Consider the following 17,328-nt stretch of genomic DNA (forward strand, 5'->3'; position numbering starts at 1 on the left):
GTTTCGCATGCGTCAGCCGATGCTCTCCGCGTAACGGGCGAGCTGGGCGGCAAAGTCGACGATGAGCTGCTCCAGCGCACGATTTTTCTTGTCGTCGCCGAGATCGGGCACCGTCACGGTCACATCGCGGGTGCGCGTCTCGCGATGCGCGCCGCGCAGCCGCCCCGGATGCGCGCGCCCATAGGCTTCCAGAAAGGCCGCGCGCTCGGTACCGGAGAGATGGCAGACCTCGAAGATGATCGCGACATGCTTTGCCGGAATCGGCACCAGATAGGCCGGATTCGTAATCTGGCTGACGAAGGAGCGGTTCTTGCCAAGCGCCGCCGCGAGCTTCAACCGCGTTCCGGATGGCCGGTTGTCGAGCGCCCGCCGCAGGATGAGCTTGTAATCCGCGACGTTGCTGTCGCCCGGCCGGCTTATGTCCTCGCCTGCATCCTCGCTCATGCGCTCACCCCGGCGATGGCGGCTTTGAGCCGGGCCACAGCGATCGGCGAGACCGAGAGGGTTGTCAGGCCGGTCGCCAGCAGCACCTTCGTCAAGCGCGTATCGGCGGCGGCATCGCCGCAGAGCGAGACCTCGACGCCGCGCTTGCGCCCGGCCTCGACCGTCCGTGCGATCAGCGCCAGCACGGCGGGATGGCCGGCATCGTTGAGGTCGGCGACGGCGCCGATGTCGCGCGCCGCGGCCATTGTGTATTGGGTCAGGTCATTTGAGCCGATGGAATAGAACGCCGCGCCGAAATCTTCGGCGCAGAGCGCGGCCGAGGGGACCTCGACCATGATGCCGAGAGGCGGCCTGGCGCAGTCTGTGCCTGCTGCCTTCAGTGCGGCGAATTCCTCGTCCAGCATGACGTTCGCACGATCGAGCTCCGAGGGAATCGCGATCATCGGCAGCATCACCTTCAGCGTCCCATGCACGGCTGCACGGCACAGCGCCCGCAACTGCACGCGAAACACCTCCGGCCGCGACAGCGAGAGCCTGATACCGCGCCGGCCCAGGAACGGATTGCGCTCGCCATCATCAGTCACGCCGGGGATCGGCTTGTCGCCGCCGGCATCGAGGGTGCGGATCGTCACCGGTCGCCCCGCGGCCCATTCGAGAATGCGGCGGTAGACCGCGCATTGTGCATCCTCGCCCGGAAGCCCTCTCGATCCCTCGAACAGGAACTCCGTCCGTACGAGTCCAATGCCGTCGCAGATGGCGGGATCGAGGCCTGCGAGATCTTCCGGCGCAGCGACATTGAGGAGAACGGCGATACGGCGCCCATCTGCTGTCACCGCGGGCTTGAGGCGACCAGCATCGGCGGCAATCTGCGCGGCATTCGCAGCCGCCATGCGTTGCTCGAACAGGCGGCGCGTTTCGGGCATGGGATTGAAGATCACGGTGCCGGCGTCACCGTCGACCAGCGCCAGTGACGGCGGCTGTCCGTTCCATGGCAACGGCCCCAACCCAACGACCATAGGAGCGCCACGCGATCGCGCGAGCATCGCGACATGCGACGATGGCGATCCGCTGGCGAGCGCAATCGCGCCGCCGCGGGTCCAGTCAACGGCGAGGAATGTCGATGGGGAAATATCATCACCCGTCACGACGGAATCGCCGGAGATGTTTGCGATCGTGTTTGAACCGTTCAGGCCCGCGAGGACGCGATCGCGAATGTCGACAAGATCGGCAGCACGCGCCCGAAAATATTCCTCATCCGCCGCGCGGTAGCCGGCGATCTCGACGTCGAGTGCCACCCGCCAGGCTTCATCGGCGGCCGTACCGCCCGCAATGGCTTCGTAAGCGCCCTCCGCAAGCGCTTCGTCGCCGAGCATTGCAACCTGGAACTCCAGGATCTCCGCGGCCTCGCCGTGGACCGTCGCGATCAAATCGGCGAGCTCGCTTGCAGCGCCCTCGATCGCCGCCTTCAGCGCTGCGGCCTCCTGTGCCGGATCGCCCTGCTCAGCCCTGCTCGCCACTTCGCTCGTCAGCACCGCGACCGGGCCGATGGCAAGGCCTGGCGAAGCGGGATGGCCGGTCAGGTGAATCTCGCCCACGACTTATGCCTCGCCGAACCCGTCATGCACCAGCGCCAGCATGGCCGCGAGCGCCGCCTCGCCATCAGGACCGTTGACGCGGAAATGCAGCGTTGCGCCCTGCGGCGCTTTCACACGCATCACCTTCACCGGGCTCTTGGCGTCCGTCCACGGTCCCTCGGCCGCAAGCGCAATCTCGATCTTTGCGGTAAAGCCCTTTGCCAGTTGCGTGAGCTTCACCGATGGCCGCGCGTGCAGGCCGACCGGATTGACGAGGACCGCCGAGGCGGTCAGCGGCGCAAACGTCTGGGCCGCCCGGTTGGCGTTAACATCATGCATAGAATTCCTCCGCACTGCGCTTGACGGCGGCAAGCGATGAGCCGCCCGACGATTCGGTCGCGGCGATCACCGCCCCCTCGACCACTGGGGCATTGCAAACCAGAACGCGCGCGCGACGATCTTCGGGGAGCATCTCCACTGCCATCTCGGAATTGGTCTCGGCACCCCCGAGGTCGACCAGGATCGCCACGCCTGCCGGCGACCAGGCCGTCTCGATCGCCTCGAGGATTCCGGAAACGTTCGTACCAAGGCCGCCATCGACATCGCCGCCGGTCCAGGCCAGCGGCACTGCGTCACCGACCATCTGGCGCACCATGTCGGCCGCGCCTTCCGCGATCTTCGGTGAATGCGACACGATGACAATTCCGACATTGCTCATGGATTGACCTCGAACTCCAGTGTCTCAACGGCTGCGCCGATCAGAAGGGACGCCGAGCGCGAGCCGGGATCCATGTGACCGATGGAACGTTCACCAAGGAACGATGCGCGGCCGCGAATCGCCTGCATCGGCGTGGTGCGATCGGCGGCCTGCGCAGCCTCGGCCGCGATCGCCTTGGCATCGCCGCCTCCCGCCAGGACGGCGTGAACCGGCACCAGGACATCCAGCAGGGTTTTCTGCCCCGCCTCCGAACGGCCGCGCGCCTTGACGGCTTCGATCGCCTTCTCCGTCGCGGCGACCAGATCAGACCGGCTCGGTTGCTCCGGAAGGGCCTTACCCAGTTCCATGAAGAAAGTTCCGACCAGCGGCCCCGACGCGCCGCCGACCTTCATCACCAACGTCATTCCTATCGCCTTCAGCATTTCGGGAAGCGACTTGTCGGCAAGGCCCGGCAGTGCCGCGAGCACCGCCTCGAAACCGCGCTTCATGTTCAGCCCGTGATCCCCATCGCCAATCGCCTGGTCGAGGCTCGTCAATTCGTCCGCGTGCTCGATCACTGAACCCGCCAGCGCTCGCACCAATCTTTCCCTGGCTACCCGATCAAGGCTCATGCCGCGACCCTCCAGCCATTCGCATCGAAAAACAGCGGTTTGTTGAGACAGAGTGACACGACATCTCCGGCGCCAAAGCCCGCCTCGGGATCCGCCAGCGTCACAACTGGCCGGCCGGCGAGGTCGAGATGGAGATGGCTCTGGTCGCCGAGATGCTCGACCCGCTTGACAATTGCCGAGACTTCGCCGCCGCCGCGCGCGATTGTCAGATGCTCGGTCCGCGCGCCGACCGTCGCGGCGCCGGCAGGCGCACGGCCGAACAGAGCTGCCGGAAGCAGGTTGATCGTCGGCTGGCCCAGCCTTGCTGCGACATGCGCGTTGATCGGGTTCTCGTAGATCTCGCGCGGCGAGCCGATCTGCAACAGCCGTCCGCCCTCGATCACGCCGATGCGCGAGGCCATGGTCATCGCTTCGGTTTGGTCGTGGGTGACATAAAGAATCGTCGCGCCGAGATCGACCTGGATGCGCTTGAGCTCGAGGCGCAACTCGCCGCGCAGCTTGGCATCCAGCGAGGACAGCGGCTCGTCCATCAGATAGATCGAGGGCGAACGCACCAGCGCCCGGCCGATCGCGACGCGCTGCATCTGCCCGCCCGAGAGCTGCGTCGCCTTGTTGTCCAGCTTGTTCTCGATGTGAAGCAGACGCGCGACCTCCCGCACTTTCATGCGAATATCGGCCTCGCCCACGCGGCGGGTCGGGGCCCGCAGCGCGAAGGCCATGTTCTCGAACACGGTGAGGTGCGGATACAGCGAATATTGCTGGAAGACGAAGGCCACATCGCGGTCCGCCGGCGCATTGCCGGTGACGTCACGCCCGTCGATCCGGATCGAGCCGCTATCCGGCTGCTCCAATCCGGCGATCAATCGCAATGCCGTGGTCTTGCCGGCACCGGTGGGCCCGAGCAGCGCGACGAACTCGCCGTCGCCGATGGTCAGCGACAGATCACCCAAGGCTTGCGTCTTGCCGAAGGCTTTGGAAACGGAGACGATCTCGACCTCAGCCATGCGCAACTCCTTCATGCAGCGCGGTGCGAATGGCCCGGCCCGACGCCTTGTCGAAGATCGACAGCGTGTCGGGCCGGAAGTCGAGCCCAACGGTCTCGCCCGTCCGAAACGATCTGCTGCTGGGCGAGCGGGCCTTGAGCGCGCCATAGCTGGTCGTCACCGTCACGATCTGCGTCGTGCCCAGATATTCGGTGCCATAGACCTCGCCGCGCACCATGCCGCGATCGGTGAAGCGCACGTGCTCGGGTCGCACGCCAAGCACGAGCTCGCTCTCCGCCATCGCCTCGCGTGCAGCCGGAATGGCCACATCGCGCTCGCCGAGCCGGATAGCCTCGGCGCCGGTCTGCAGGCCGCCACGGAACGGCAGGAAGTTCATCGGCGGCGAGCCGATGAAATCCGCAACGAACAGCGAAGCCGGCCGGTCATAGATGTCCCGCGGGCTTGCGACCTGCTCGACAACGCCGTTGTTCATCACCGCGATCCTGTCGGCCATCGCCATGGCTTCGAGCTGGTCATGGGTGACATAGACGGTCGTCGCGCCGAGCCGGTCATGCAGGGCACGCAGCTCATGAATCATGGCCTCGCGCATCTCGGTATCGAGCGCGCCCAGCGGCTCGTCCATCAGGAAGCATTTTGGCTTGCGCACGATCGCCCGCCCGAGCGCGACGCGCTGCCGGTCGCCGCCGGCAAGGCCCGAGACGGAACGGTCGAGGAGATGGGAGATCCGCAGGATGCGCGCGGCCTCGACGACGCGACGGTCACGCTCGGCCGCACCGATGCCCTCGCATTTCAGGGGAAAGCCGATGTTGCGCCGGACATTCATGTGCGGATAGAGCGCAAACAGCTGGAACACGAAGGCGATGTCGCGCGCCGAGGCGCGGTTCATCGTCACGTCCTCGCCGTCGAGCCTGATCGTGCCTGCCGTCGGCAGCTCCAGGCCGGCGATCATGCGGAGCGTTGTGGTCTTGCCGCAGCCGGAAGGTCCGAGCAGACAAAGGAACTGGCCGTCCTCCACGGTGAAGCTTGCGGACTTGACGGCATGGAAGTCACCAAAGGATTTGTCGAGCGCCTCGACCTTGATCTGTGCCATCGCGCTACTCCCGGACCTTCGACACGATGGTGAACATCACCGTGCCGAACAGGGTTGTTGCGAACGACCAGGAATACAGGGTCAGTGAGAATGGCTGCATCAGCATCACCACACCGGCAGCGATGATCGCGGTCGCCACGGCTTCAAGCGGGCCGCGGCGCAGAATGCGGTCTGCAAGCCCGCGAGGCGCGATGGATGGGGTGACATCGAGGCTCATTTGCGGACAGCTCCAAAGGTGATGCCGCGCAACAGATGCTTGCGCAGAAGCACCGTGAACACCACGATCGGCACCAGGAACAGCGTGGTGCCGGCGGCCACCGCGGGCCAGTCCTGCCCGCCCTCGCCGATGATGATCGGAATGAACGGCGGTGCCGTCTGCGCGTTGCCCGAGGTGAGAAGCACGGCGAAAGCGTATTCGTTCCAGGCGAAGATCAGGCAGAAGATCGCGGTTGCCGCAATTCCCGTGGTGGCCTGCGGCAGCACCACCTTCACGAAGGCCTGGAAGCGGGTGTAGCCGTCGATCATCGCCGCTTCCTCGTACTCGCGCGGGATTTCGTCGATGAAGCCCTTGAGCAGCCAGACGGCGAGCGAGACATTGACCGAGGTGTAGAGCAGGATCATCCCGAGCCTGGTGTCCGACAATCCGATGGTGCGGTACATCAGATAGATCGGGATCGCGACCGCGATCGGGGGCATCATCCTGGTCGACAGGATGAAGAACAGCAGATCATCCTTCAGCGGCACGCGGAAGCGCGAGAAGCCGTAGGCCGACAAAGTGCCGAGCGCGACGGCGAGCACGGTCGAACCGAACGCGATGATCAGTGAGTTGACGAAGCGCGGCACATAGTTCGAGGGACCGGCAACCACCATGTTGCGGCTGCGCGCGATGTCGTCGCACATCCCCTGCGGCGGCCCCAGCGAACGGATGAATTCCGGCGTCTGGCGCGACCGCGTCGTGAACAGGTTGCAGAAGCCTTCGAGCGACGGCTTGAACAGCACCTTGGGCGGATAGGAGATCGCATCGTCAGGCGACTTGAACGCGGTGAGCATGATCCAGACCAGCGGGATCATGGTGATGACGGCGTAGAGCACGACCAGCGAACCGGCAAAGCGCCGCGTCGTGGCCGAGGGCTCGACGACCGAATGGGCTGTGGTGGCTGAGGTCATCGGCTTTTCACCTTGTTCAGCGCCTTGACGTAGATATTGGCGAGACCGAAGACCGTCACGAACAGGATGATCGCGAAGGCCGAGGAATAGCCGGTGCGCCAGCTCTCGAACGCGGCACGCTTGAGCGTGATCGAGGCAACTTCGGTGGTCGATCCCGGCCCCCCGCCGGTCAGCAGATTGACCATGTCGAACATCTTGAAATTCTCGATGCCGCGGAACAGCACCGCCAGCATGATGAACGGCAGTGCCATCGGCAGCGTGATCGACCAGAACTGCCGCCATTTCGACGCGCGATCGACCTCCGCCGCTTCGTAGATGTAATCGGGAATCGAACGCAGGCCTGCGAGGCAGATCAGCATCACATAGGGCGTCCACATCCAGGCATCGACGATGACGATGGCCCAGGGGCTCAGCGTGACGTCGCCCAGCATCTGGAAGGACGAGGCCGCGCGTCCGGTGAAGAAGGCGACGACGTAATTGAACAGTCCGATCTGGGGCTGGTACAGGAACGTCCAGAAATTGCCGACGACGGCCGGCGACAACATCATCGGCAGCAGGATGATGGTGGTCCAAATCCCGTGGCCCCTGAACTTCTTGTCGATGAGATAGGCGAGGCCAAACCCGAGAACGGTCTCGATCACGACAGTCCAGATCACGAAATGCGCCGTCACCTGCATCGCCGCCCAGATGTCCGGATCGGTCAGGATCGACTGGTACCAGTCGGCGCCCAGCCAGATCGTCGGCACATTGGCTCTGTTGGCGCGATAGTTCGTGAACGACAGATAGATGGTCCAGAGCAGCGGAAAGATGTTGATAGCCAGCAGCAACACGATCGTCGGCGTGATGAAGAGCCACGCGAGCGTCCTGTCCGACAGGCCGCGGATACGATGCGCCACACTGGGCCGGACCATGACGGCCCGATAGGTGATCCGCGAAGAGGCACTCAATTCATTCATTGCAGCGACCGATCCTGGCACCCGGGATGTCGACGATGCGACAGTTCCGGTCATCGAAGGAAAGCCCGGAGCGCGAGCGCACGCGCTCCGGGAATCAACCTCAGAACTTCTTGCCTTCTTCCTTGAAGATCGCCTTCCAGTCCTTGACCAGACCGTCGAGCGCTTCCTGTGCGGTGCCCTTGTCGGCCACCACGTAATCATGCACGCGCTTCTGCTCGGCTTGCAGCAGCTGGGCGTAGGACGGCTCGGCCCAGAAGTCGACCACCATGCCCATCGATTGCAGGAACTCCTTGGCGAACGGCGCACTGCTCGGGAAGCTCGGATCGTTCAGCACCGACTTGGCGCAGGAGTAGCCGCCGAGCGCCCACCACTTCTTCTGGACGTCGCCGCCGGAGAACCACTTGATGTATTGCAGCGCCTCGGGCTGGTTCTTCGAGTAGGAGACCACCGAGATGCCCTGTCCGCCGAGCTGCGTCGCCTGCGCGGCAGGACCTGCCGGATTGACGAAGAAGCCGATCTTGTCGCCGCCGACATTCGGGTCCTTGTAGAGGCCCGGGAAGAACGCGAAGAAGTTCATCTGCAGCGCGACCTGTCCGGACTTGAAGGCATCAAGCCCTTCCGACATGTAGGAGTTGGAGGCGCCGGGCGGCGTGCAGCACTTGTAGAGCTCCTTGTAGGCTTCGAGTCCCTTCACCGCATTGGCCGAGTTCACGAACCCGTCCATCGCATAGGGCTTCTTCGGATCGTCGTATTTGAAGCCGTAATCGTAGAGGTAGTTCGAGACGCCCATGGTGATGCCTTCCGAGCCACGCTCGGTATAGATCGAGGCGCCATAGACCTTCTTGCCGTCGATCTCGCGGCCCTGGAAGAATTGCGCAATGTCCTTGAGCTCATCGAGCGTCTTCGGCACACCGATTTCGCGGCCGTACTTGGCCTTGAAGTCCTTCTGCACGTCCGGCCGTGCGAACCAGTCCTTGCGATAGGTCCAGCCCACCGCATCGCCCATCGCCGGCAGCGCCCAATAGTTCGGCGTGTTCTTCGGCCATTCGGAATAGCCGACCACCGTCGCCGGCATGTAGTCGTCCATGCTGATTCCTTCCTTCTTGAAGAAATCGTTGAGCTTGACGTACTGGCCGTTCTCCGCGGCACCGCCGATCCATTGGGAATCGCCGATGATGAGGTCGCACAGCGAGCCGTGCGAATTGAGTTCGTTCAGGAAGCGATCGGCGTAATTGGTCCACGGCACGAATTCGAACTTCATACCGATACCCGATTTGGCGGTGAAGTCCTTCGACAATTCGACCAATGCGTTGGCCGGGTCCCATGCGGCCCAGCACAGCGTGATGGTCTTGCCCTGCGCCTGCGCGGGCGTGGTGCCCGCTCCGACGCCAAATGCGGCGGCGACTGCCCCGCATGCCACTACAAGCGTCTTCGTCGTCCGTTTCATTACACGTTCCCTCCTGGTGGACCGGCCATCGACATGGCGCGGCTTTCCTACCCGCTCGAATGCTTCGAGCAGAGCAACACAGTCCATGACGAGCTGAGTAACTAAACTGGAGTTTCCTCGCGCCACCCGGATTCTATAGGCCCGGCAGGCTCGATTTGTTTAGTGAACCACCAATTACTAAACATTGCAAGCGCAGTTTCTCAGGCCTCCGGCATCGGGCCCCCGGAGATTGCACTCCGCCTCCAGCACACGAAACGTCGGCGCGCCTACAGCACTTGTAGCCCGATTGATTTGATCACCGGCGCAAGGCTTGCCGAGGTGGCATCGACAACCCGCTGGAATTTTTCCGGACTTGAATCGCTGTCGGGCTCCATGCCCTGCGCGCGATATCTAGCCTGCAGTGCTGGATCGGCCATCGCCGCCCGCGTTGCCTGCGCGATGCGGTCGATGATCGCATCGTCGGTTTTTGTCGGAGCGAAAAGGCCGAACCATCCCTCGTAGCTGAGATCAGGCATGCCGGATTCAATCGCGGTCGGGATGTCAGGCGCGCCGCTCAAGCGCCTGTCGGTGGTGACCGCAAGCAGCCTTATTTTGCCGGCCCGTCTCAGTTGCTGCAATTGGTCCGACATCACGGCAATGACGAGCGATATCTGACCGCTGACGAGATCGTTGGTAGCCTGCGAGATTCCCCGATAGGGAACGTGGACGATATCCAGGCTGCCTGCCTGCTGCTTGAACAGTTCCCCCACGAGGTGATTGCCGGTGCCGATGCCCGGGGTCCCATAGGACAGCGCGCCCGGTTTGCTCCTGGCATAGGCGATCAGGCCTTGCAGATCCGTAGCAGGCAGCGACGGATGGACGGCGAAAACCAGTGCGCTGCTGATCAGGCGATAGATCGCCCGGAAATCCCCGACCGAATAGGAAGGATTTGGCGTCGTCAGCGGGATGATGACCTGCGTGCTGCCGTTTCCCAGAAGCAGCGAATAGCCATCGGGCTTCTCGCGCGCCACCGCGGTGGTCCCGATCGCGCCGCCTGCACCGCCAACATTTTCCACAAATGTCGGACCGAGTTGAGACGACATCTTCTCGACCCAGGGGCGACCGATCTGATCACCCGAGCCGCCGGCCGCATAGGGAATCACAAGGCGAATGGGCCGCGATGGATAGTCAGCGGCTTTCCCGCTGCGCGAGAGTCCGGGGAGCGCAACGGCAAACGTGGCCGCGTTGACGAAATCTCGTCGCGAAAGGGAAGGCATGTCCTACTTCCGAACGTCGTAAGCTTTGATCAGCGGCGGGACCGGCTCCCAAAGCTCCAAACGCAGCAGGAGACAGCCATCGTCAATGGCACATGCGATCGGCGTGCCATCATGGAATGCGCGCAGAACGAGAGTGTCCATCCGTTTTCGACTAAGGTCCCTGCGCAAGCCAGACAGCTCGGTGGATGAGCAAGCCTCATCCAACAGTCTAAAGCCTTCATCTAACAACAATATTTTAAAATGCGCCGGGCTGGCTGAAGCTACGGCGCGTAGACCTGCAGCGCTCCCGCTGCTTTCGTCGGGTTTACTGTACGCTTCGTTCTGATAGGACAAGGACAGACAACTTTGACTCCCCGCTGCGGGGACGATGGCGCGTGTCAGACAACAACCAAGACTCGGCCATTTCTTTTGGGCCATTTCGACTGTTTCCGAAGTCCCGCCTCCTGGAGAAGGACGGCGCGCATCTTCATGTCGGCGGCCGTGCGCTCGACATCCTGATCTTCCTGGCCGAGCGGCCCGGCGAAGTCGTCGACAAGCGGGAGCTCGTCAAGCGTGTCTGGGCCAACGTGAATGTCGACGATGGCAGTCTCCGTTTCCACATCGCGGCCCTGCGCAAGACACTCGGCGACACCGGCAAGTCGGCCCGCTACGTCGTCAACGTCCCCGGGCGCGGTTATAGCTTCGTCGCGTCTCTCACCCAGGTTGCTCCAGCACCTTCTGCTCCCCCGACGGCTATCCCTCCGCCCCGCTCCCTTCCCGCTCCGCTCGCGCGGGTGATCGGGCGAGACGAGGTCATCGAGAAGATTTCGGCCGGGCTCGCGATGCATCGTTTCGTGACGGTGGTCGGCCCAGGCGGCATCGGCAAGACCGCGGTGGCCGTGACCGTCGGCCATCGCCGGCTTGCCCATTTCGACGGGCATGTGTTCTTCGTCGACTTCGGACCGGTGCGGAAGCCTGAACTCGCAGCAATCACCATCGCATCAGCGCTCGGGCTATCCGTCAATGCGGAGGATCCGGTCCCGGCCCTGTTGACGCACCTGCAGACGAAACCGACGCTGCTGATCTTCGACAGTTGCGAGCACGTGCTGGAGACGCTTGCACCGCTAGTCGAGCGCCTCGTTCGCGAGGTGCCGCGATTGCATGTGTTGGCGACCAGCAGGGAATCCTTCCGCAGCGACGGCGAACGGATCTTTCGGCTGTTTCCACTGGATTGTCCGCCTCGGAGCGACGACCTCACCGTAACCGACGTCCTTGCCTATCCGGCCGCCCAGCTCTTCGTCGAGCGTATCGCGCAGAGCTCCGGACCGTTTCAGCTGAGCGCAGAAGACGCGCCGCTGGTGGCCGACATCTGCCGCCGCCTCGACGGCATCGCGCTTGCGATCGAGCTCGCTGCGGGGCGCGTCAACGCCTATGGCATCGCCGGCACGGCATCCCTGCTCGACAGCCGCTTTTCGCTGCAATGGCGCGGACGGCGCACGGCCATCCCGCGACATCAGACGCTCGGCGCCGCGCTCGACTGGAGCTACGACCTGCTTCCCGCATCCGAGAGCGCGATCTTGCGGAGATTGTCCGTGTTCGCCGGACCGTTCACGCCGGAGGCGGCTGCCGCCGTCGCCTCGGGCGACGGGCTCAGTGCCGCCGCGACCATGGAGGCGATCGACAATCTCGTCACGAAGTCGCTGATCGCACCGTCAGCTGCGCGAACACTGCGCTATCGCCTGCTGGATACCACCCGCTCCTACGCGCTTGGCAAGCTGAACGAGGCCGGTGAAGCGCAGCGGATTGCGCAGCGGCACGCCAAATATTTTCGCGACCTTTTCGAGCGCGCCGAGGCCGAAACGTCCGCTCCACTGGCGGACTGGCTCGGCACCTACGGCGCCGAGTTGGACAATCTGCGCGCTGCGCTGGATTGGGCTTTTTCGCCTGAAGGCGATGGCCGGCTCGGCATCGCGCTGACGGCGGTGGCGGTCACGCTCTGGATCAGGCTTTCGTTGTTCGCCGAGTGTCGCGAGCGCGCCAGGACGGCGCTTGCCGCGCTGGGAGACCATGACGACGAGCGCGTGCGCATGCAGCTCCTGGCAGCGCTCGGCTGGTCGTTGATGTACGGCGAAGGACGGGCGCGCGAGGCCCGCCCGATCCTCGAGGCCACGCTTGAACTTGCCGAGAAGCTCGACGACAAGGATTTCCGGTTGCGCGCCCTCTGGGGCCTCTCAATCGACCAGTTCAACAACGGAGCGTTCGGCAGGGCACGCGCGCTTGCCGACCGTTTCGCCGAAGCCGCGGCGCATTCACCCGACAAGACGGATCTCATGCTGGCGGACCGGCTGACGGCCGTCGTGCTGCATTATCTCGGAGACCAACGCGAGGCCCGCCTTCGTATCGACCGGGTGAATTCGTCCCTGCACGTGCTGGCCGAGAAGCCGAAGATCTTCCCGCTCGATCTGCGGATTTCGACGCAATACTTCCGCGCCCGCATCCTGTGGCTCCAGGGTCATGCCGATCAGGCTTTGGCGTTGGCCGAACAGAATATCCACGAAGGTCGGGCCAACGGCCACGCGCTGACATTCTGTAGCGTGCTCGGACAAGCCGCCTGCCCGATTGCCTTCCTCGCCGGCGACTACGAGGCCGCCGAGCGCTACGGCACCGAGCTGCTCGAGCACGCCGATCGCCACGCCATCCGGCTCTGGGGGCTGTGGGCCCGTGCGTTCAACGCGCTGGTCGCTGCAAAGCGCACAGACGTCGACGCAGGCCTGCCGCTGTTGCGAGACGAGCTCAATCGCGCCGGCGATGCGCGCTTCCTGCCGCGCTTCCTTCCCCTGCTTGGCGAGCTCGCCGCGTGCTTCGGACAAGCCAATCAGGTTCACCATGGCTTCGACACGATCGAGAGCGCGCTGGCGCGCTGCAACGACAGGCAGGAGCGCTGGTATCTGCCGGAGCTGCTCCGCATCAAGGGTGAGCTGATGCGGAAGGAGTCACCGCAATCGGATGCCGCAGATGCCTGCTTTCACGAAGCCATGGAGCTGACGGCACAGCAAGGCGCGCACTTCTGGCAGCTGCGCTGCGCGATCAGCATTGCGCAACTCAGGATTGGACGAGACCAGCGCGCCGAGGCGCGCGCGGTGCTCGAGAAGGCATGCAACGCGATGGCCGAAGGATCAGCGATCGCCGATATGCAGATGGCGCGCGACCTGATCGCGCAGTTGCGGGCGTAAGCGGAGGTTTGCTGGCGAGCTCTATCCGCCTACGGCGGCGCGTCGGGGCAGCTTCCAGTCGGGCCGGATGAAGTGACAGGTGTAGCCGTCAGGGTAGCGTTCGAGATAGTCCTGATGCTCGGGCTCGGCCTCCCAGAATTCACCAACGGGAGCGACTTCGGTCACGACCTTGCCGGGCCACAAGCCCGATGCTTCGACATCGGCAATGGTGTCGTTGGCAATGCGCTTCTGCTCATCCGACGTGTAGAAAATCGCAGAGCGGTAGCTCGTCCCCAGATCATTGCCCTGGCGATTGAGCGTCGTCGGATCGTGAATCTGGAAGAAGAACTCCAGCATGGTCCGGAAGCTGGTCTTCGCGGGGTCGAAGATGATCTCGATCGCTTCGGCGTGACCGTCGTGATTGCGATAGGTGGCGTTCTTCACCCGTCCGCCGGTGTAGCCGACGCGCGTTGCGATCACACCTGGCTGCTTGCGGATGAGATCCTGCATGCCCCAGAAGCAGCCTCCCGCCAAAACCGCGCGCTCTGTCGTCATGTGTCAGCTCCCGTCGTGCCAGGGATGTCCATCCGGTTCCAGCCCTTCGGCGAGGAACCGGATGGCCAATCTATTCGAAGCGGGCCGGCTAGACCAGCTTGGCGTCGAGGCTGATGTCGGCGTTGAGGACCTTGGATACCGGGCAGTTCTTCTCGGCCTCGCCGGCAATGCGGGCAAAGCCGGCATCGTCGAGATTAGGCACCTTGGCGCGCAACGTCAGCGCCGACCTGCTGATCTTGAATCCCTTCCCTTCGGGCTCGAGGGTGACGGCGGCCTCAGTGGAGAGTTCGGTCGGGGTAAAGCCCGCGAGTTGAAGACCGAACGCCAGCGCCATCGTGAAGCAGCCGGCATGCGCGGCCGCGATCAATTCCTCGGGATTGGTGCCCTTCTCGTTCTCGAAGCGGGTCTTGAACGAATAGGGCGTCTCGGCCAGCACGCCGGATTCGCTGGAGAGATGGCCTGTGCCGTCGCGACCAGTGCCCTGCCATACAGCTCTTGCCTTGCGGATCATCTCTCGTTTCTCCTTGCTTGATTTGGGCTCGTCCAGCGGCGCTCCCCACCGATGAAAGGGCCATTGGCGCGCCGCCCCCGTATCGCCTACAACCGGTCGAGCGCCGCAGCGGTTCCATCAACTGCCAACCTGTCGGAGGTGGAAGCCCGGCGGGTTCTAGCGTGGGCCGCATCAGGTCGGCAGCGGCTGGCCGGCCTGCTCGCGTACGATGTAATCGGCGTACCAGTCCGGCCAGTTCTCGTCGTGTCCGCCGGTTCGCTTCTCGTGCTCGCCATGCGCCGCGGCGGCGCGCCGCAGCGCGCCCGCAAGCTCGCTTGACGAGGTGAACGTGGCGTCCTCCGCTTCGATGCGACCCGGCAACCGGGTCGTGACCTCCTGAAGCAGCCAGCCGTTGCCGTCTGGATCTCTGAATGAAGCAAACGAGCTGTAGCTGCCGCGTTTCGGATCAGCGCCGTTGAGCCTGATGCGGCCAAACAGATAAGGCTCGTCCGTCCCGGCGTGAACATCGCCGCCGCCATGGAAGGGTTCACTGACCCCAACGCCACGGGCGAGCAGATCCTGAGTTGCGGCCTTGAGGTCGGAGACGACAAGATACAGGCCCTGGGCCGAGCCAGGGACCGCCGATGTGACGTTCTTGCCGAAAATCACCGAGCAGGCCGAGCCCGGCGGCGTGAACTGAACGACGCGCCAGCCATCGGCAGAGGCGAAATCGGCATCCAGTCTCCAGCCGAGGCTCGCATAAAATATTTTGGCGCGGTCCACATCCGATACCGGAATGACAATGACTTCGAGCTTGAGATCGGCTCGCTGCGATCTCGACGCTTTTGTTTCGACGCCGTGCGCCGTCTCGATGATGGTCATGTCGAACTCCCTGAGTTGAAGTGCAGGTTCGAGCGTTGAAGCCGCTGTTCAGGCCGGCGAGATGTGTTCGAACGCCCCCGTCATTCGGCCGAGATTTGATATCGGGCATCGTAGTCTTCCCCCGTTGGGAATAGGCCTGATCGCAGGTTATACTGATATAGACTTGCACCTCATGCTCGTTAGACGTTGCAAGATTTTGTTATGATCGGACGGCACGTGATCCTTGCGTGATACGACCGGTGCACCCGTTCTGAATGCGCGCGCCGCTGGAAGCTTCGGGGCGCGATGAGCCTTGCTCGCGTCTGGCGGCGGGATGGCCGGAAGGTCGGCGCGCAGGCTCTGCTTGCGCCGCTTGTTGCGCCCTGAATTAGGAGCGTCTTCAACGGGATACCGCAAGATCTGGCTCTTGCAACTCCTAACAACTTCTAACACGCCAGGCCGCGCCCGCTCCGCCATGGTGATCCCAATTCATGGTGGATGCAGTGAGACATGGCACTTCTCGACGATGCGATCGACGCCTGCGGGGGACTGGCCCGCTGGAACAGCTTGAGCCGGTTCACCCTGCATTTGTCCGTCGGCGGAACGCTGTTCGCGGACGCCGGGCATGCCCGCGAATTCAAGGATGTCACCGCGGAAGGATCGATGCGCACACAATCGGTGCGCTTCACGGGGATCACCGGCGGCGAACAGTCAGGCGCGTTCGCGCCTGATGCGATCACGATCGAAACCCTCGACGGTCAGTTGCTGCGGACCTTGAGCAACCCCAGTCTCGCCGTCCCCACCAACGGCACGCATGCGCTGGCGGACGAGCTGCATCTGGTTTTCTTCTGCGGAGTCCAGATCTGGAACTATCTCACCACCCCATTCCTTCTCGCCCGTCCTGACGTTGCGATCGAGGAGCTGCCGCCGTGGCGGGAGAACAATGAGACGTGGCGGCGCCTTCGCGCGCAATTGCCGCCGAGCCTGATCAATCTTGCGTCCGAACAGGTGTTCTACTTCGATGAAAATGCCTTGCAGCGGCGAACCGATCACGATCTGCTCGGCGCGCGTGTCGCGCACTATTCATGGGCTCACGACAATTTCGGCGGCATCGTCGTTCCGACCCTGCGGCGCACGCTGATGCAACAGCCCGACGGCAGCGCTATCGCCAGGCCGGTGCTGATCGACGTCGAGATCTTCGACGCTGTCTTCGAGTAGCGGGGCAAGTCTCTGGGACCTGGTTCAAGGGAACTTTCTGCGATCGATGACTGCAGATTGTCTGCATCTACAGAATCTAACAGTTCCTAACGGGCTTCGAGGCCGGCTCGCGCATATGCTGTCACCATGCCGAGGGGTTCGGAGTCCCGTGGTCACAGCGAACGAGCTTTGAGAGAACAGGCGATGCTGACGGAATTGCAGACGGTTTACACCCGGATCGACCTTGCGGCGGGGCCCCGGGATCACGAGGTCCGCCCCGAATTGCCACGCGCCAAGGTCAATGCTCTGCCGAAATGGCGGCTCCGACGCGTCGAACAACACATCGCCGCTCATTTCGAACGCGGCATCAGCCTGTCCGAGCTCGCCGGCGTCGCAGGCCTCTCCAGGATGCATTTCGCCGCGCAGTTCCGTGCAGCGACCGGATATCGTCCGCGCGAATATCTGCTCAACCATCGCATCGAGCAGGCGAAGTCGCTGTTGACGACATCAGAGAGACCGTTGGCCGAGATCGCTCTTGCAGTCGGCTTTAGCACTCAGGCGCACTTTTCGACCGTCTTCAAGCGCATCAGCGGCGAGACCCCGGCGCGCTGGCGTGCGGCCAGCAAGAGCCACCGGCCTGACGTTGAAACGCTGCCACGACGGCGTCCATCATGGGATCAGGGCCACATCGTGAGCACGGCGGCATGACAACGCTCTCGACAACCCGCTTGGCGTAAGTGCGCTGCCACTGCGCCGGCTCGCGCCCT

17 protein-coding genes and 1 pseudogene are annotated in these 17,328 nt (G+C 63.6%); 3 read left to right on the forward strand and 15 right to left on the reverse strand.

Annotated elements, in window-relative coordinates:
- Nucleotides 1-12 precede the first annotated feature (12 nt).
- The 12 genes from AOQ71_RS39605 to AOQ71_RS39660 all read right to left on the reverse strand — a co-directional run bounded on the left by AOQ71_RS39605 (nt 13) and on the right by AOQ71_RS39660 (nt 10,267).
- Nucleotides 13-444, reverse strand: a complete 432-nt coding sequence (locus AOQ71_RS39605; protein WP_057758802.1) for a hypothetical protein — start codon at nt 442-444, stop codon at nt 13-15.
- Nucleotides 441-2,039: a phosphoenolpyruvate--protein phosphotransferase gene (gene ptsP, locus AOQ71_RS39610; protein WP_057758804.1), complete on the reverse strand. Its 1,599-nt coding sequence runs from the start codon at nt 2,037-2,039 to the stop codon at nt 441-443. Before ptsP ends, AOQ71_RS39605 begins: the two co-directional genes overlap by 4 nt.
- A gap of 3 nt (nt 2,040-2,042) precedes the next feature.
- Nucleotides 2,043-2,357: an HPr family phosphocarrier protein gene (locus AOQ71_RS39615; protein WP_057758806.1), complete on the reverse strand. Its 315-nt coding sequence runs from the start codon at nt 2,355-2,357 to the stop codon at nt 2,043-2,045.
- Nucleotides 2,350-2,736 (reverse strand): dihydroxyacetone kinase phosphoryl donor subunit DhaM, encoded by a 387-nt coding sequence (gene dhaM / locus AOQ71_RS39620; protein WP_057758808.1) that lies wholly within the window; start codon nt 2,734-2,736, stop codon nt 2,350-2,352. Before dhaM ends, AOQ71_RS39615 begins: the two co-directional genes overlap by 8 nt.
- Nucleotides 2,733-3,347, reverse strand: a complete 615-nt coding sequence (gene dhaL / locus AOQ71_RS39625) for a dihydroxyacetone kinase subunit DhaL (RefSeq protein ID WP_057758810.1) — start codon at nt 3,345-3,347, stop codon at nt 2,733-2,735. Before dhaL ends, dhaM begins: the two co-directional genes overlap by 4 nt.
- Nucleotides 3,344-4,351: an ABC transporter ATP-binding protein gene (locus AOQ71_RS39630; protein ID WP_057759109.1), complete on the reverse strand. Its 1,008-nt coding sequence runs from the start codon at nt 4,349-4,351 to the stop codon at nt 3,344-3,346. The genes dhaL and AOQ71_RS39630 overlap by 4 nt, the downstream gene beginning before the upstream one ends.
- Entirely contained in the window at nt 4,344-5,441 is a 1,098-nt protein-coding gene (locus AOQ71_RS39635; RefSeq protein WP_057758812.1) for an ABC transporter ATP-binding protein, read from the reverse strand. The genes AOQ71_RS39630 and AOQ71_RS39635 overlap by 8 nt, the downstream gene beginning before the upstream one ends.
- Before the next feature lie 4 nt (nt 5,442-5,445).
- Nucleotides 5,446-5,658: a hypothetical protein gene (locus AOQ71_RS39640; protein ID WP_057758814.1), complete on the reverse strand. Its 213-nt coding sequence runs from the start codon at nt 5,656-5,658 to the stop codon at nt 5,446-5,448.
- Nucleotides 5,655-6,608 carry a carbohydrate ABC transporter permease gene (locus AOQ71_RS39645; RefSeq protein WP_057758816.1) on the reverse strand — a complete coding sequence of 318 codons (954 nt, stop codon included), beginning with the start codon at nt 6,606-6,608 and terminating at the stop codon, nt 5,655-5,657. The genes AOQ71_RS39640 and AOQ71_RS39645 overlap by 4 nt, the downstream gene beginning before the upstream one ends.
- On the reverse strand, nt 6,605-7,564 hold the full coding sequence (locus tag AOQ71_RS39650; protein ID WP_057758818.1) for a carbohydrate ABC transporter permease: 960 nt from the start codon (nt 7,562-7,564) through the stop codon (nt 6,605-6,607). Before AOQ71_RS39650 ends, AOQ71_RS39645 begins: the two co-directional genes overlap by 4 nt.
- Nucleotides 7,565-7,664: 100 nt before the next feature.
- Complete coding sequence (locus AOQ71_RS39655; protein WP_057758819.1) at nt 7,665-9,011, reverse strand: ABC transporter substrate-binding protein; 1,347 nt, start codon at nt 9,009-9,011, stop codon at nt 7,665-7,667.
- 266 nt (nt 9,012-9,277) lie between these two features.
- On the reverse strand, nt 9,278-10,267 hold the full coding sequence (locus AOQ71_RS39660; protein WP_057758821.1) for a Bug family tripartite tricarboxylate transporter substrate binding protein: 990 nt from the start codon (nt 10,265-10,267) through the stop codon (nt 9,278-9,280).
- A 374-nt stretch (nt 10,268-10,641) separates the two neighbouring features.
- Between AOQ71_RS39660 and AOQ71_RS39665 the strand changes: the two genes are divergently transcribed.
- Nucleotides 10,642-13,479, forward strand: a complete 2,838-nt coding sequence (locus tag AOQ71_RS39665; protein WP_057758823.1) for an ATP-binding protein — start codon at nt 10,642-10,644, stop codon at nt 13,477-13,479.
- A 21-nt stretch (nt 13,480-13,500) separates the two neighbouring features.
- On the opposite strand, the gene msrA is transcribed toward AOQ71_RS39665, so the two are convergent.
- The 3 genes from msrA to AOQ71_RS39680 form a co-directional block, all read right to left on the reverse strand.
- Nucleotides 13,501-14,013 (reverse strand): peptide-methionine (S)-S-oxide reductase MsrA, encoded by a 513-nt coding sequence (gene msrA / locus AOQ71_RS39670; RefSeq protein WP_057758825.1) that lies wholly within the window; start codon nt 14,011-14,013, stop codon nt 13,501-13,503.
- Nucleotides 14,014-14,101: 88 nt separating this feature from the next.
- Nucleotides 14,102-14,524 (reverse strand): OsmC family protein, encoded by a 423-nt coding sequence (locus AOQ71_RS39675; protein WP_057758827.1) that lies wholly within the window; start codon nt 14,522-14,524, stop codon nt 14,102-14,104.
- A gap of 171 nt (nt 14,525-14,695) precedes the next feature.
- Complete coding sequence (locus AOQ71_RS39680; RefSeq protein ID WP_057758829.1) at nt 14,696-15,385, reverse strand: VOC family protein; 690 nt, start codon at nt 15,383-15,385, stop codon at nt 14,696-14,698.
- 489 nt (nt 15,386-15,874) lie between these two features.
- Between AOQ71_RS39680 and AOQ71_RS39685 the strand changes: the two genes are divergently transcribed.
- Complete coding sequence (locus AOQ71_RS39685; protein ID WP_057758831.1) at nt 15,875-16,582, forward strand: hypothetical protein; 708 nt, start codon at nt 15,875-15,877, stop codon at nt 16,580-16,582.
- A gap of 243 nt (nt 16,583-16,825) precedes the next feature.
- Nucleotides 16,826-17,269: pseudogene (locus AOQ71_RS39690) on the forward strand (helix-turn-helix domain-containing protein); the annotation flags it as partial.
- Nucleotides 17,270-17,328: the final 59 nt, after the last annotated feature.

The sequence above is a fragment of the Bradyrhizobium manausense genome, from assembly GCF_001440035.1.
Taxonomy (GTDB): Bacteria; Pseudomonadota; Alphaproteobacteria; order Rhizobiales; family Xanthobacteraceae; genus Bradyrhizobium; species Bradyrhizobium manausense.